The sequence below is a fragment of the Dyadobacter flavalbus genome (assembly GCF_006149045.1).
GTDB classification, from domain to species: domain Bacteria; phylum Bacteroidota; class Bacteroidia; order Cytophagales; family Spirosomataceae; genus Dyadobacter; species Dyadobacter flavalbus.
On record NZ_VBSN01000038.1, the window covers coordinates 1 to 15,600 of the forward strand.

The 15,600-nt window shown below is 46.2% G+C and carries 8 protein-coding genes; 5 read left to right on the top strand and 3 right to left on the bottom strand.

Going from position 1 to position 15,600, the window contains the following annotated elements:
- The 3 genes from FEM33_RS27035 to FEM33_RS27040 all read left to right on the top strand — a co-directional run bounded on the left by FEM33_RS27035 (position 1) and on the right by FEM33_RS27040 (position 3,675).
- Positions 1–99 carry an integrase core domain-containing protein gene (locus FEM33_RS27035; RefSeq protein WP_374756432.1) on the top strand — a complete coding sequence of 33 codons (99 nt, stop codon included), beginning with the start codon at positions 1–3 and terminating at the stop codon, positions 97–99.
- Between the two features lie 53 nt (positions 100–152).
- On the top strand, positions 153–3,311 hold the full coding sequence (locus FEM33_RS11910; protein ID WP_139012247.1) for a response regulator: 3,159 nt from the start codon (positions 153–155) through the stop codon (positions 3,309–3,311).
- A gap of 238 nt (positions 3,312–3,549) precedes the next feature.
- Complete coding sequence (locus FEM33_RS27040; protein ID WP_374756429.1) at positions 3,550–3,675, top strand: LytTR family DNA-binding domain-containing protein; 126 nt, start codon at positions 3,550–3,552, stop codon at positions 3,673–3,675.
- 592 nt (positions 3,676–4,267) lie between these two features.
- Here the strand turns inward: FEM33_RS27040 and FEM33_RS11920 are convergent.
- The 3 genes from FEM33_RS11920 to FEM33_RS11930 form a co-directional block, all read right to left on the bottom strand.
- A complete protein-coding gene (locus FEM33_RS11920) occupies positions 4,268–8,110 on the bottom strand; it encodes an ELWxxDGT repeat protein (RefSeq protein WP_139012248.1) in 3,843 nt (1,280 codons plus the stop codon).
- A gap of 307 nt (positions 8,111–8,417) precedes the next feature.
- Positions 8,418–11,936 (bottom strand): CBM96 family carbohydrate-binding protein, encoded by a 3,519-nt coding sequence (locus FEM33_RS11925; RefSeq protein ID WP_139012249.1) that lies wholly within the window; start codon positions 11,934–11,936, stop codon positions 8,418–8,420.
- A gap of 749 nt (positions 11,937–12,685) precedes the next feature.
- A complete protein-coding gene (locus FEM33_RS11930; RefSeq protein WP_139012250.1) occupies positions 12,686–13,762 on the bottom strand; it encodes a spore photoproduct lyase family protein in 1,077 nt (358 codons plus the stop codon).
- Between the two features lie 418 nt (positions 13,763–14,180).
- On the opposite strand from FEM33_RS11930, the gene FEM33_RS11935 reads away from it, so the two are divergent.
- Together FEM33_RS11935 and FEM33_RS11940 are read left to right on the top strand one after the other, a co-directional pair.
- Entirely contained in the window at positions 14,181–14,591 is a 411-nt protein-coding gene (locus FEM33_RS11935; protein WP_139012251.1) for a GlcG/HbpS family heme-binding protein, read from the top strand.
- A 278-nt stretch (positions 14,592–14,869) separates the two neighbouring features.
- Positions 14,870–15,544 (top strand): DUF1345 domain-containing protein, encoded by a 675-nt coding sequence (locus FEM33_RS11940; protein WP_139012252.1) that lies wholly within the window; start codon positions 14,870–14,872, stop codon positions 15,542–15,544.
- Positions 15,545–15,600: the final 56 nt, after the last annotated feature.

A 15,600-nucleotide genomic window follows, 5' to 3' on the forward strand; every position in this document is an offset into this window, starting at 1 on the left:
ATTCAAGATTGGGTAGATGACTACAATAATTTCGCTCCCCATTCAGCTCTAAAAATGAAGACACCAAAAGAATATTTTATCTTTAAAATCGCTGCTTAACTAGTCCAGGTTTTAAGCGGAAAGAGCACAAGGAGCTGTTATCTACACAACATATGCTGCTTCAGACCAATGAAGTGGCCCGGATCGGAGGCTGGGAAGTAGATCTTGCAAGCCAGAAAGTATACTGGACTGAGATCACCCGCAAAATTCATGAAATTGATGCGGACTATGAGCCGGATGTAGCAACAGGAATCAGTTTCTTTAAAGAAGGGGAGAACAGGGAAAAGATCCGGCAGGCCGTTCAGGATGCAATAACCCAGGGCAAGAGTTATGATGTGGAATTGCAGTTGATTACAGCTAAGGGCAAAGAAATCTGGGTACGGGCGATTGGAAATGCCGAGATGAAAGAAGGCAAATGCACCCGGCTTTACGGCACTTTTCAGGACATTGATGAAAAGAAAAAAACCGAGTTGCAGATAATTCAGTCCAGAAGCCTGCTGAGCAACGTGCTCCGTGCAGCCTCCGAGGTCAGTATCATTGCATCCGATACCGAAGGCATTATCAATGTATTCAATCAGGGTGCCGAAAAGCTCCTTGGTTACAAGCCGGAAGAGGTAATCGGGAAAGCTGTAGTTGACCTCGTACATGTGGAGCACGAGCTTCGTGAGCGTAGCAGCCAGCTAAGCAGCGAGTACGGAATGCCCCTTGAAGGCTTTCAGGTTCTTATCCATAAAGCGCAGCGGGAAGGGTCCGAAACCAGGGAATGGACTTATAGAACAAAAGAGGGTTTGCTTAGACCAGTCTTGCTCGCCGTAACGCCGATTCTCGGTCATCAACAGCAGATCATGGGGTACCTGGGCGTTGCGATTGATTTAACGGGCAGAAAAGAAGCAGAAAAGGAACTCGCCACAGAAAGGTCCCGGCTTTGGGCCTTCGTTGAGCATACGCCCGCTGCGGTGGCCATGTGCGACACCGGATTCAAATACATTGCCACCAGTCGTAAATGGCAGCAGGAGTACAGCCTGGCAAGCGGCCATAATGGCGGCCTTGACCATGACCAGATCTTTGGTGCCGGAACGGGCAAATGGAAGGACATCTATCAGAAATGTCTTTTGGACGGGATTGTTTCCGATGGGGAGGAGGTATACAGGCCCGATGGCTGGGCGCATGACAAGCATGTGAGCTGGAAGGTGAGGCCCTGGTACGACAAATCAGCTATTGGAGGGATAATGGTTTTTGTGCAGGATGTAACGCTGATAGCCATTCAGAAGCAGGAATTAAACCAGGCGCGGTTGCATGCCGAGCAGGCCAGCATGGCAAAGTCGGAGTTTCTGGCCAACATGAGCCACGAAATCCGGACGCCTTTAAACGGTGTGATCGGGTTTACCGATCTGGTGTTGAAGACAGAACTGAATGAAACCCAGAAAAATTATCTGGACATTGTCAATAAGTCTGCCCATGCCTTGCTGGGCATTATCAATGACATACTGGATTTTTCCAAAATTGAAGCGGGCAAACTGGAACTGCAGAAGGAAAAGTGTGACATCTATGAAATTGCTGCCCAGGCTGCGGCCATTATATCCTTTCCCGTGCAAAGCAAAGGCCTGGAAATGCTTTTGAATATGGATGCCGGCCTGCCGCGGTTTATATGGACCGATGAAGTCCGTCTGAAACAGGTGCTGATCAACCTGTTGAGCAATGCATCCAAATTCACGGATCAGGGTGAAATCGAGCTCCGGATCAATATGCTGGCTTATGATCCGGCAGAAACCGGACAGCTGACCTGCCGTTTTACCGTCCGGGATACGGGGATCGGGATCCGGGCAGAAAAGCAGGACAAGATCTTTGAAGCTTTTTTACAGGAGGACGGCTCTACGACCAAAAAATATGGTGGTACCGGCCTGGGGCTGACCATATCCAACAAGCTGCTGGCCATGATGGGCAGCCGGCTGCAACTCAGCAGTGTTCCCGGAATGGGGAGTACTTTCTATTTTGACCTGACCATGAAGGCTGAGCCAGGTGCGCCTATCATCTGGGAAAATGCAGACCATATCAAAAATGTGCTTATTGTCGATGATAATGCGACCAACCGCATGATCCTGCAACAGATGCTGGCATACCTGAAAATAAACACGTTCCTGGCCAGGGATGGCTATGAAGCATTGGACGCACTTTCCAAAGGAGCGGTTTACGATGCAGTGCTGATGGATTATCACATGCCGGATATGGACGGGCTGGAAACCATCCGGAAGATTCGGGAGGAATTCTCACCGGCTGAGCTTCCGGTTGTTTTGCTGAACAGCTCAGCCGATGATGCGATGGTTATAAAAGGGTGTGAAGAACTACGGGTCAATTACCGCCTGTTAAAGCCTGTCAGCTTAGGGGATATCTCGCTGGCGCTTTCGCGACTTTCCCAGAAGGAAAGTCCAAAGCTTCCGGCCAAAGAACCTGTTCGGGAGATTATTGACATTCCGCTTACGGTATTGATAGCCGAAGACAATCCTGTTAACATGTTCCTGGCTAAAACAGTTATCGGGCAAATTGCTGTAAATGCAAGGATTATCGAGGCGGTAAATGGCGCTGAGGCGCTGGCATTGTGCCTGCAGCAATTGCCGGACCTGATTTTTATGGATATTCAGATGCCGGAGATGAATGGCTACGAAGCGGCCATGCAGATTCGTCAGATTCCAGCAGCAGGGCATATTCCGATCGTTGCACTTACGGCCGGTAACCTGAAAGGGGAGAAGGAAAAATGCATTCAGGCCGGAATGGATGATTTTGTCACCAAGCCTTTTGCTCAGCAAACAATCAGGGATATAATTGGGAAGTACATCCTTAAATCCGGGTTTAAAGAAAACCTCAGCATTTTAACCGAGGAAAATGGCCGTAACCAGCAAACAGCTCAGCCCGATCCGGATCCTGCATCCAGCCGCTTCGATATTCAGCAACTCGATGAAATGTACATGCAGGACTATGCATTTATAGCGGAGTTTTTGTTGTTGACCCGGCAGGCATTGCTAAAAGGATTGACCGAATTGAAAGAGCACCAAATTCGCCGGGACCTGAGCGGGATCAGGGCAGCAGGGCACAAACTGAAAGGTGCAGCAGCATCTGCTTTCATGCCTGTAATCACCAGTCTGGCTGCCCGGCTTGAACACCTGGATCACTATGACCCACAAACAGTACAGGAGCTTTTAGGCGAACTTGAAAATGAAACTGAACGGGTACTGCCGGTGATTGACACGTTATCAAAGCGGACAGCAAGCTATTGATTAGCAGCTTAAATCCAGATTGTTTTAGTAAATAAAGCTTGCATAACCTATTGACAATGGAAACGGGTTTTCAGGCGGAGGCTCGGATACCGGCATGGTTTAAAACTTACCCGTAAACGGATAGGGTTGTTAAATAAGTTGAGCCGTAGCCAGCCAATGGTATTTGAAACAGCGTCTTGCTCGTCCGAAGTCAATGAGTTAATCTTCTACTTTAACCATTGATTGTAAAGCTTTGCTGGTGTGCAAGCCTATTTATGATTTTAAAGAACTCCTGAAAGATTACGGGTTTCTGCACTGTCATTTGTCTCATTTGGTCAATAGAAAATGGATAACCAGCGGGAAGAAAGAATTTGGTGATTTTTGAATGCTTACTGAAGGAGCTCAGTTCCGGTTTCACGGGGTCAAAAAGAACTGATCAAAAAGGCTCTCAATCCGATTTGACAAAATAAGATTGAGAGCCTAAGCCGGACTACACATTGATAGTACATGGATATAAACTTATTCATTTTACGGTATTCTGCCGGAATAGGTTGTCGGAAATACAACATCAAAGACCCGGATTTGCTGCTGGACTACATGACGTAATCTTACTCCTTTGTCCTTTTCTCCCATCTGGTTTAAAGATTACATCCAAGCCGAACGTATTTTATTCATCATGTATTGTCAGAACAAACTAGTTAAGGGTTATTTAAAAGGCTTCTTTTCGAGATATAAGCCGAATAATACATTGTTGAATAACGTATGTTTTGATCATCAGGCATTTGGGAAATATATCATTACAAGATGTTAATATTTACCGCAGTATATGTTAAAAGTTGTATTAACCTTTGCGAACAAAAAACGGTAAACCTGTTCCGGTAACATACGCCTGGTGTATGATAAAAAGAACCGTCCATAACGCACTATGAACGGCTCTTGTGTTTTCATTTCAATGGCTGCTTTTTCCGTTAAGCTAACTACTCCGTTACGAGCAATTTGAGGACTTCTGTTGCAGCTGCTGAATGTATTTTCAAGAGGTATATGCCCGGGTTTATCGCCAGACCGGAAATATCGGCTTCTGCTTTCTGTCCGGCCCTGGCTTTTTGAAGTGTAATAACCGGATCGCTCTGGCCTGTACTGTTTAGCAGATACAGGGAAATATCTTCGCTGTGCCGGCTGGACACGGATATGGTAAACCGGCCTTTGACCGGGTTGGGGTAAACCGCAGATTCCTGCGCATCCTGTGCTGTTTCCAGCGCAATAGCTTCCTGATTCCACCGGGCCACGTTACTGTTTTCAGGAGGCGTCTGAACGATCAGTTGAGGAAGGTTGTCGCTGTTTTCCTTACTGTTAAAAACCACTTGGGTATTTCGTTTGTCGGGATCTTCCAGGAAGAGACTCACCATTGTTTCACCGGCTTGCTGGCGCGCTTTCACGTAACCGGACACATCTATTTCATAGTATTTGTATACCTCATTGACCACTGCATAGCCCAGGGACGGCGTGAATGGTTCCGGCGCGTTGTTATTGGAAATCAATTCTTCTCCCCACCTGTTTTCATCGACTCCATATGCATGAACGGAAACCTCGTTGCTGTTTTCATGGTTATGCCCGTACACCCGCAGTATGGCCGAGGTGATGGCTGCTTTCGGGAGCTGAAACCGAAGATAAGATGAGCGTCTTGTTGAAAGATCATCGGCATCGTTGTTGTTCTTTATTTCCAGGCTGGCAGCATAGCCAAACCTTCGATTTTTGTATGTGCCATTGCGTACATAGGCGTCTGCAACCGGCTTCAAAGCCAGGCTTGTCTGTACAATTTCAATCGCCGATACTCTGGGCATATCCGCTGCGCCGCTCGTGAAGTCGATGCTGAGCATGCCGTCCGTAACCGTAACCGGAACGGATTTCTGAATTGCCCGCATGGCTCCGCCCGCAGCGGCAAAGATGTCGAAGTTGGTCAGTTTGCGGCTGCCTTCCATGGTGACATTGAATTGTCTTTTTCCGGCTCCGCCTGCCCCTTTGCCCGGCACCCCGTACCAGATTTCAGCAAAGTGCAGGATCACATTTACCTTGCCGTTTGGAACCGGAATGTTGTAGCTGAATGATGGCGAGCAGCGGCCTGAGCGGTACAGTTCATCATCGTCTGTATGGAGGATATCCCCGCCTGCAACCGAGCTGGTACGGTCTATGCCTTCATAATGCTGATCCGCACTGAACTTCCTTCCGCCGGAAGCCGTGAAGGTTGCTCCGCCTGCATTGATGAGCATGGAATTTTCGGTGTTTGTCTTGATTTTGAAAAGCTCGGCGCCGTACCGGCCATTATCGGCCGATATCAAAAGCTGGTTATTTAAGGCAGCAATCTCGTAGAACAGCGTGGAGCCCTTCGGGTTTAAATCGTAAGCCAGGCTGGTGGATCCGGCTGTACCCTGGGTTTTCCAGAGTTTAAGCCGGTGGGTTTCATCAAATGCGCTGAAATACAAGGTATTTCCTACACTGGCTGTAAGCTGGATAGATGCCCCATACTCTCCTGAGCCGATCTTTGAAATTTGCTGTGTGCCTTTCACTGTACCATCGCTTTTCCATAACTGTTCCTGTCTTTTAGGTACACAATAGAAGTTTCCATTCACTGCCAGCATGTTATGTGTAAATATGGTGCTGATCCGGTCGTAATCGTAAAATTGAAAACCTGCCACTGAAAAGGTTCCCTGCTCGGTGCCATCCGTTCTCCATAATGCTTCTCCATCGTAATCATCCCCGCCATGAAAGGCCAGGTAGAAAACCAGGTTGTTCACTGTTGTGAGTTTAGAAAATGAAGAGTTGACTTTTGTAATGAACGTTGTCCCTGCTGCAGTGCCATCACTTTTAACCAAGCGGTTTCTCCGGGCAAAGCCTTCGGTATCCGTTACAATATAATAAACCAGGTTACCTGCTACGGTAATGGAAGTATACAGGCCTTCAACATTGTTTCTACTCCGGCTGACTGCCAGATCCTTGACCAGCACGGTTCCTGCTGCCGTACCGTTGCTTTTCCATAGGTCTACACTGTTGATGCCGTCATAGGCACCAAAGAAGACGAGCCCGTTCATCGTTACAGGAAAAAAGGTAGGTGTTTGGGCAAAGGTTCTGACCAGCTGTGTGCCGGCTGTACTGCCGTTGCTTTTCCAAAGCTGCATGCTGCCGCTGCCATTGACGATCCCGAAGAACAGGGTGCCATTTACATTGATCAGCCCTTGCAGCGTGTCTGCTTTGGTGAAGTCTTTTACTTTGATGGTCGTCGTCTGGGTTCCGTTGCTTTTCCAAAGACTGTGCACCTGTGATCCTTTTCCGGTTACAAAGTAAGCGGTTCCATTTACATTCGTGATCTGCTCGGGATAAGAGCTGTTTGCCCCGCTGACAATATCACTGACCAGCATGGTACCGGCTGCGCTGCCATCGGTTTTCCAGAGCTCGCGGCCATGAATGCCGTCATCAGCCGTGAAGTAGGAAACCCCGTTGACCTGGGTAAAACCCAGCGGCATGGATCCCGGTCTGGCAAGCTCGGTCACGGCATGGGTGCCGCCTGTGACTATGGTGCTGTTGAAAAGCTCCGGGCCGCGGCCTGTGTTGCCGTTGAAGTACAGGGTGCCCTGGACGTTCAGCAGCCGGGACGCAGTCAGCTCAGCGAGTAACTTGGTGCCATAAACGTTGCCGTTGCTCTGCCAGAGCTTTTCGCCTGAGCCATCATTGGCAACAAAGGCGGCTTTGCTGCCTACGGCAATAAGTTCCCGGATATCCGAGCCTGCGCTGCCCGGCCGGATGTCTTTGACCAGCTCCGTAGCAGTAGCGTTGCTTTTCCAGAGTTCGGGGCCGTTCACGCCGTCATTCGCCACAAAATAAAGCTGTCCCGCTATGGCAGTCAGCATGGAAGGTTCCGACGAAGCCGCGCCGGGATTAATGTCTTTGACCAGAACCGTTCCGGTTGTGGTTCCATCGGTTTTCCAGAGTTCATTGCCAGTAGTGCCGTTACTGGCAGTGAAATACAGGCTGCTTCCTATTCTGGTAAGGGAAAGCACACCAGATGAAAATGCCTTGACCAATGTAACTCCGGCCGTATTGCTGACCTTGTACAAGCCGGTTCCCTGCGCATTGGAAACACTGAAGTATACATCGCTGCCAATTGCCACAAGCGAAGAGTAAACCTTTATAGCGCCAGTCAGATTATCTTTGAGTTCTACGGTGCCATTTTCGGTACCGTTGGATTTGTAAAGTTTGTGATAAATTCCGTTCTCAATGGTGATAAAAAACACGGTGCCATTGACATCGACTGCCTCCTTTAAAACTTCATTATTCAAGGTGAATTTTTTCAGTAATACCGTCCCGAAAGCAGTTCCATCTGTTTTCCTTAACCCTGTTGTACTAAAAAAATACAAGGTGCCATTCAGATTTGCATACGGCATGGTAGTCAGGTTTTGAAAAAGGATTGTGCCTTTGGAGGTTCCGTCGCTCTTATATAAATTTAATTCATAAAAGCTTGCAACAGGGCGCACCACAAAATAAACCGTGCCGTCAAACGCGCTCAGGCTGCCTACAAACTCGGCACCCGGGAACTCTTTGACCAGCACTGTCCCATTTGCCGAGCCGTCGCTTTTCCATAATCCCTTTTTAACGGGACCATTATCAGCAATCATATAAATCATATTGTCCGCTGCAATAGATTCATGGATCACAAAGCCGCTGTCAGAGCGGGTCACGTTGATATCTTTTACAAGCCCGCTTTCCTGCGCCAGCAGGGCCTGTACACTGATCAGTGAAAAGGCCAGAAAAAGTACAATTTTGTTCATCGTTTTCTATGATTAAATGGTGAGTTAAACGTTACGTATTGTCAAAACAATGGACTTCAAAGTGCCTGCTTTTGCAATCCCAGCACTACGGATTCACAAGCCCATTTCAGGCATCATGCTCCATGGCTAGGCAATTGCATATCGATACGATAGCATAGTGTGTGACTGTAAAATCAGGTGTACAAGCCAGTCTGGCTGAATCGTTTTTGCTGATGGGGAGAAGAAGTAAGTTTTACGTTAGGCTTTGATAAATACTTTTATAAATCGCTGTTAGAGGTTAAACAAGTACTATTTACAATACTTCTTATCAGTTAGAAACAACCACATTGAGTGTTTCCTGATGTGATTCAGACTTGATCTGCAACAGGTATTTTCCAGCTGTCAGCTTCATGGATGAGATATCGATCTGCATCATTGCAGTGTCTTTTGCTGCATTAAGCTGCTGGGTTTTGCCATTTGGATTAATGAGCATGAACTGCGCGGTGCCTTTGTGCTGTTCAGAAAGCTGAACGGAAAACCGGTCCCTGACCGGGTTGGGGTATAGTACCGAGGCATCTTTACGCTTTATTTCAGGTTCGTTCAATGCTGCCATTCTTGCCCCGGAACTGCTTTGAGTGGACAGGATCAGCTCGGGAGGATTTACCTTGTTTTCACGGCTGCTCAGAAACAGACGAATATTATTCTCGGTAGGATCGGTCAGTACAAAAGTGGCTGTTTTGTCTCCGGCAAGCTGCGTTTGCACAAAGCCGGTAACATCCATTTCATGATAACGCGGCAGATGATTAACATAGGCTGAATCCAGAATTTCACCTGTCACCGAGGGTGCATTGGGCCATATGATACCGGTTTCCGTCCAGTTGTCGTTTTCGATGCCTGTTATCGAAAGATTAACATTTTGTTCATTCTGGTCATTATACCCATAAACCCTGAGCTTTGCCGATGTGACGTTGCCTGTGCCGGTAAGGGGGAATTTCAGGTATGTTTTCCGCTGATAGCCTTCCCGGCTGCCTGCTTTGACGCCCAGTTCTTCGCTGGTTCCGAAATTGGTTTTCTCATAAGGAACATTGCGTATATATGCGTCCGCAACAGGGTAAACGGTTTGATCCTGATCTGGTGACTGGATGTATCTGTAAAGTTCCACGCCTGTGTTGCCGTTACTTGCAGCCATCAAAAGGGTACCGCCTATTACGGCCAGCTCTGTATTGACTTCGCTGCCTTTCGGATTTAGACCTATAGTAAAGTGCGTGCCTTCCGGTGTGCCGTCGCTTTGCCAGAGCTCCGTTCCGGTTTGCTGACCGGGCATGGTAAAATAGAAAAGATTTCCGTAGCGGACTGCCGATGCAAAATTGAAATAAAAGGGTTTAGAAACCGTTTCCGCAAGCATGTTGGTGCCTTCCGGTGTTCCGTCTGTCGCCCAGAGCTGATTGCTGAGTTGCCGGCTGAGCAGCACAAACAAAAGCTTGCCGTTTACTTCTCCTTTGATGCGGATGGCCGGCCCGTCTCTTGTGTAATCACCAGGCTCATATGCATCAAAACTGCCGAGCTGATACGTGCCTGCTTCGGTGCCGTCGGTTCGCCATAAGAGTTCCAGGTTATGGTCCGAATCGTGAGCCGTAAGGTATACAAGTCCTGAACCCGTGTACAGATTGAAATTTTTCAGATGCATGCCGGGGAACAGGGTTTTGATCACCTTGGTGCCGGCCTGGGTTCCGTCCGTTCTGACCAGCGGATAGCTACCGGCAGCATTCGTAATGTAGTACAGGTAATTGCCGGCAGCAAGTATGGTTCCGGGCTCTTCAAGAATTTTGCCCATACTTTCGGTAACATGGCTGACGACCCTGGTGCCGTTTGTGGTCCCGTCACTTTTCCAGAGTTCCACGCTGTTGGTTTCATCCCAGGCTCCGAAGTAAAGCTCACCTTTAAATGCAACCGGATTAAAGGTTGCATGCGGCTTGAATGTCCGCAGCAGGATACTTCCTTCCGTTTCGCCATTGGTTTTCCACAGATCTGTATAACGCTGATATTCACCGGTAAGTGGATTGATTCTTTCTTTCAGTGACCCGAAGAATACGGTTTCGTTTACGTTCGTCATTCCGGAAATCTCGCCAAACTGTACGTAATTTTTACCTATAAAGCGGTTTGTTCCTTCCGTAGTCCCGTCCGTTCTCCATAGATTATGGTCATCTTGTTTAATTATAAGCGTTTTGTCGGTCTCAATGAATTCATTGAAATAGTTAGCACCAAATCGATCATTGTCCTTGTAAACCTGCACAGTACCCTCCGTTGTGCCATTGCTTTTCCAGAGTTCGTTCCGGTTTACCACAAAATATAAGCCACCCTTGACAGGGGTCAGTAAACCGGGCGGATTATCACTTCTGTTTGTGTGGATGCTTTTGATCTGGATGGTGCCGTCCGGCGTACCGTTACTCTTCCAAAGGTCAAATTTACCTTCATGAGGAGAAGCTATGAAAAATGCCGTGCCGTTCACGTCGGTGAGTTGCCGCGGGTTGGAGTCTGCTGTAGAGTATTTGTTTCTAATCACTTTTGTACCGGCTGTCGTCAGGTCTGTTTTGTAAAGTTGATTGCCGTTTCCATCTGAGCCTGAAAAGTAGACTTCATTTCCAAGCCGGCCATGGATTCTGACACCAAACGAAGTCAGCTGCTGCGTTCCTGCTTTTGTTCCGTCTGATTTATAGAGTTTACCGGATTCATCCGGAAACACGATCTGGTTTCCAACAGCAGTAAATTCGGAGGGATAGTAACTGCTCTCGCTGAGCTTGGTACTGGATACCTGAATGGTTCCTTCCGCAGTGCCGTTGCTCTTCCACAAGTGTATCCCGTTTGCAGTTCGTGCTTTAAAATAGAGCGTTCCATTCACATTGGTCAGATCCATAGGGAAGGATGAATTACTCGTTCTAGGATAGATATTCTTTACCATAAACGTTCCTTCCGCAGTGCCGTCAGACTTCCAGAGCTCTGTTCCATCCTTTACAACATGTGCTGCAAAGTAGATGGTCTTGCCAATAACCACAGGTGCCTGTTTTATACTCAGACCTTCCTTGACCATTGTGACTGTTTTCCCATCGGATTTGTAAAGGCCGTTACCTTGGCCAAAATACATGACGTCTCCCAGAATCACAGGCTGCGAGTAGCCGCTTGTTAATGTATCCACAGGCTGGGTGCCTGCTTCGGTTCCATCACTTAGCCATAGTACTGAAGTTAAACTTGAATTAATATATATTACAAAAGAAAGCTTTCCGTTGAAGTCAAAAAAATCAAATAGTTGTGGTATATCGTTTAGATGTGGTTCACCGTCCGCATAAATGCCTAAGGCTTTGACCAGCTTTGTTCCGGCAGCAGTTCCATCCGTCTTCCACAACTCTGGACCAAAGCGATTACCGGGGTAAGATATACGTACAGAAAAGTATATAGTCCCTTTTACATCTGCAATCAGGTTGTATATGGAAGAAGGCGTTTTGTGGATAGCATAAGTACCCTCGACCGTGCCGTCACTACGATATAACCAGGTTGTGTCTTTGTAGAATTTGGAAAAAACGACATAGCTGTTTACACTTATAAGGTGCCCGCCACTTAAAGTTTGATCGTCTGTTAACTGGATTGTGCCATCAGTTGTACCATCTGTTCGCCAGAGCTTATAAGTATTTCCCTCATACAAATTCATAAACAGCATATTATTAGCTATAACACTTCGGTCAATACTAATGCTGGTTTGATCCTGGTTAATGTCTTTTAACAGTTCCATGCGCTGGGCAATTAAAACCCCTGGCAGCAAAAACAAAACGGTAAGTAAAAGTCTGGAGTTCATGATGTTACGAATGTAGAGTTATTAACATATTTATCTTTTTTCTATTAATTTACATATTTTCTCATTGATAAGATAATTTAAGTAAAAGTAAAAATATGTGTAACAAACTAGTAACCAGATATTTACTTTAATAAGGATTGTATTTGCTGAGAATTGGCATTTATTATCACAAATCGGAACTTCATTCCTGACTTTTGTCAAAAAAGAGCATAGGAGAAGTTGGAGCGATCAATGATCCCTGATCGTGATTGTACTGGATTTTACAAAGGGCAGAATATTAATGAAGCGTGAAAGCGACGATGACCGATTATCTCCGATTGTGGTTAAAGATATAGTAAAACGCGGCTACTGACTATCTGGATTGGTTTTAGTAGTACCAACAGGAATAACCGAAATGATCCTGAAACGCTATTTCTCATCATGATAGCTATCCAATAAAGGGACTTGCACAAAAATAGCTCTATGTTGGTTTTTAATTTTTTGATTACTAGTGCATTTGTTCATGAATATATTTTGTGAAGTAACTTGTTACTGTTTTATAAATGGCAAATCCGCTCATCGATCAAGATCAGCGGCTTTCCCGTTCATTCTCCTTTTAACCTGACTATTTCGTTACGAGCACTTTAAGCACTTCTGAAAACTCGGTGCAGCGCTTGCATAGCGCTGCGTGTCCGGTAAAAGCATCTTTCCGGTTCTATCCAGCTGATCTGTAATTTACGCTGATCCGGAAATAGATAAATGCCAATTTCCTAAAATGCATAACGTATTTTGCAGTATGGAAGCTGTGTCTTCACAGCATCGACCAGTTCCGTAACCATCTCTCTCTTGACGTTATTTTTATATCGGACATTTCGCTGACCGGTCTGGCTGTACTTGACCTGCTGGATTTCAGGTTTCCAAAGCACTTCTTCCGCTTTGGGGTGCCAGCCAAGATTTACTTCATGCAGGCGGTCATTGTGCGTCAGGCAAATGATTTCCGTTGCGAGCTGTGCCTTGGTTTGTTCATTCAAAACATCATTCATTTCCTCGAACAGCGCATGCCAGTCATCCAGCCAGCCATCATAATAAATTACCGGCGCAAAACTGACATTGACCTCATATCCGGCTTCATGAAAATCGTTCATAACCGCAATGCGCTCGCTGATAGGCGTTGTGCGGACATCCACCAGACGTGACATTTGATGCGGCATCAGACTGAACCGGATGCGCGTCTTCAGTTGCGGGTCGTAACTGAGCATCTCCCGGTTGACAAATTTGGTGGCAAATGTCAGCTTGGCATTGGGCAGCTCTCTGTAAAGACCGATCAGATCTTTCACATTGTCACAAATGGCTGCATCTGCTGAGCAGTCGCCGTTCTCACCGATTTCATACACCCAGTATTCTGGGTCAGTTTCATCGGGTTCCGGCTTTGTTCCCTGACGCTCTGCATGCCTTCGCAGATGCCCCATAATCTGCTCTATATTGACGAAAATAGAAATAGGATTGGCAAAACCTTTACGCCTCGGCACATAGCAGTATGAGCACGACATTGTGCAGCCGTTGGACTGTGAAGGTGCAATCCAGTGTGAGCTGCGCGTATTTGGCCGGCAAACAATCCCTTTCTTCAAACCAAGTATCAGCACATTCTTTTTGTTCCAGAGCCAGTCGTCTACCGAACCTTCAAAGCCGAAAAGTTCGGGTATTTTCCAGTGGGATTCTACCTCAATATGCTCTGCATGCGGATATTTGGTCAGGATTTCCCGTCCGCGTTCGTATTTGGTCACATCCGGTTCCAGATAAATTTGATGAATGCTCAGAAGGTCGTCAATGGTTTTTTGATGAAGCATAAGCAGGTTGTGTTTTACAAATTTGTATACTAAAATTTTGCCAGCTATGTTACTGTAAGAAAATTTGATGCTTGTTTTTCATGCATTTCTTACTGCTATTTTTAAAATGTTCCCGCATTCGGTCTGCCAGTTAGGCATAAGAAAGTATTACCGTTGAATAATAACCGCCGAATCTGTTAGGAAAATAGATTCAGATCAGCTCAGAAATCTTTTTTAATTCCCGAAAAACCAGTTTGCAATAACATTAACTTTTCCAAAGCCATCCTCCACTAACCTTGGTCCGGATTAGGCCCATAAAATTTTTCAGGACCAAAGGCGCTGTTTGGTACGGCAATTTTAGTGTGCAACGAGATTCACCGGCAGGTCCGGATTAAAAAACAGTCGTTCAACGTCTCATTTACAATCAACCACGTTCCAAATGAATATTTCATTACAGCAAGCAGAAAAAGCAATTACGGCTGCCAAAGCGAAGGCCGCAGAAACAGGTACATTGATGAACATTGCCGTTGTTGACGCCGGCGCAAACCTGGTTGCTTTCGTTCGGATGGACAATGCCTGGCTTGGATCGGTCGAAATTGCTCAGATCAAAGCACGCACCGCACGTTATTTTGACATGCCGACCGGAGAGATCGGAAAATTGTCCCAGCCCGGCGGACCGCTCTACAACATTGAACATTCCAACAGGGGATTGATTACTTTTCCGGGAGGATTGCCGATTAAGGACAGTAACGGTACCATTATAGGAGCAATCGGCGTTTCAGGAAGCACGGTGGAGAATGATCATATCGTTGCACAAGCCGGCGTGGATGGTGTGTATGCTGATCAGTAATTGATTTGCCGGGTTTTAACCTGAATGGACAATTTCCTGATCTGAATGATTTTTTTATTCTAGAAATGCAGGAATTTTGTAAAGAAAAGGAGAAATCAGCTCAGCATTTGGAATATCCGGTTACATTAGGGATTACATTACGCTGTCTTGGCAATAACCAGTAAAACGGAATGGACCCAATTGGTTTTTACAATTTGCTGTTTTTCATGTTTCCACTTTCCAAAAAGCGGAAAGCTGATCGCCAATCGCTGCATGGCATAAATTGAACTGCATTTTACATGAAATGGATAAACAGGCTGGATGCGCATCATAAATTATATATTTCTCTCTTTTCCGGATTAATTGCCTCCTTTGTATCAAACGGGAAATTTTCAATGCCCGTGCATATCATGCTGACGTGGCTTGCTTATGCTCTGGTGAGCCTTTTGCTTTCATGGATAACGATCCTGAGTTCACATCCCGCTGAGGTCAAAAAAGAAGTAGATGCGCAGGATTCCAGCAGAACTCTCATTTTTTTATTCACGGTAACTGCCGCATCTGCCAGCATTTTTGCCATACTGATCTTGTTGCAAAGCAGCAGCCAAACTGCATCGCAAGCTGATCTTGACGGCCATATCATGTTATCGCTGGCATGTGTAATTTCTTCCTGGTGGCTGGTTCACACAACTTTTACCATGCGGTATGCCCATCTTTATTACCGTAATCTCAACAACCGGGGCAAAAAAACTGAGGTGTCCGCCGGACTGGATTTTCCGGATGATGACCAGCCTGATTATCTTGATTTTACCTATTTTTCATTCGTTCTGGGAATGACTTTTCAGGTTTCGGATGTTTCGGTCCGGTCCAAAGAAATCAGAAGACTGGTACTGATACATAGCCTGTTGTCTTTTGCATTCAATACAGTCATTATTGCCCTGAGCATCAACATTGTGTCGGGATTGATGCAGAAATAAGTATTGTCATAAAGGTCATGATATCGTCATAAGTGAACTGTCAGAAATTGTCATGA

What these genes read in the sequence shown, in the direction of transcription:
- FEM33_RS11910 (WP_139012247.1), top strand. Translation starts at nt 153, where the DNA reads ATGCTGCTTCAGACCAATGAAGTGGCCCGGATCGGAGGCTGGGAAGTA.
- FEM33_RS11920 (WP_139012248.1), bottom strand. Translation starts at nt 8,110, where the DNA reads ATGAACAAAATTGTACTTTTTCTGGCCTTTTCACTGATCAGTGTACAG.
- FEM33_RS11925 (WP_139012249.1), bottom strand. Translation starts at nt 11,936, where the DNA reads ATGAACTCCAGACTTTTACTTACCGTTTTGTTTTTGCTGCCAGGGGTT.
- FEM33_RS11930 (WP_139012250.1), bottom strand. Translation starts at nt 13,762, where the DNA reads ATGCTTCATCAAAAAACCATTGACGACCTTCTGAGCATTCATCAAATT.
- FEM33_RS11935 (WP_139012251.1), top strand. Translation starts at nt 14,181, where the DNA reads ATGAATATTTCATTACAGCAAGCAGAAAAAGCAATTACGGCTGCCAAA.
- FEM33_RS11940 (WP_139012252.1), top strand. Translation starts at nt 14,870, where the DNA reads ATGAAATGGATAAACAGGCTGGATGCGCATCATAAATTATATATTTCT.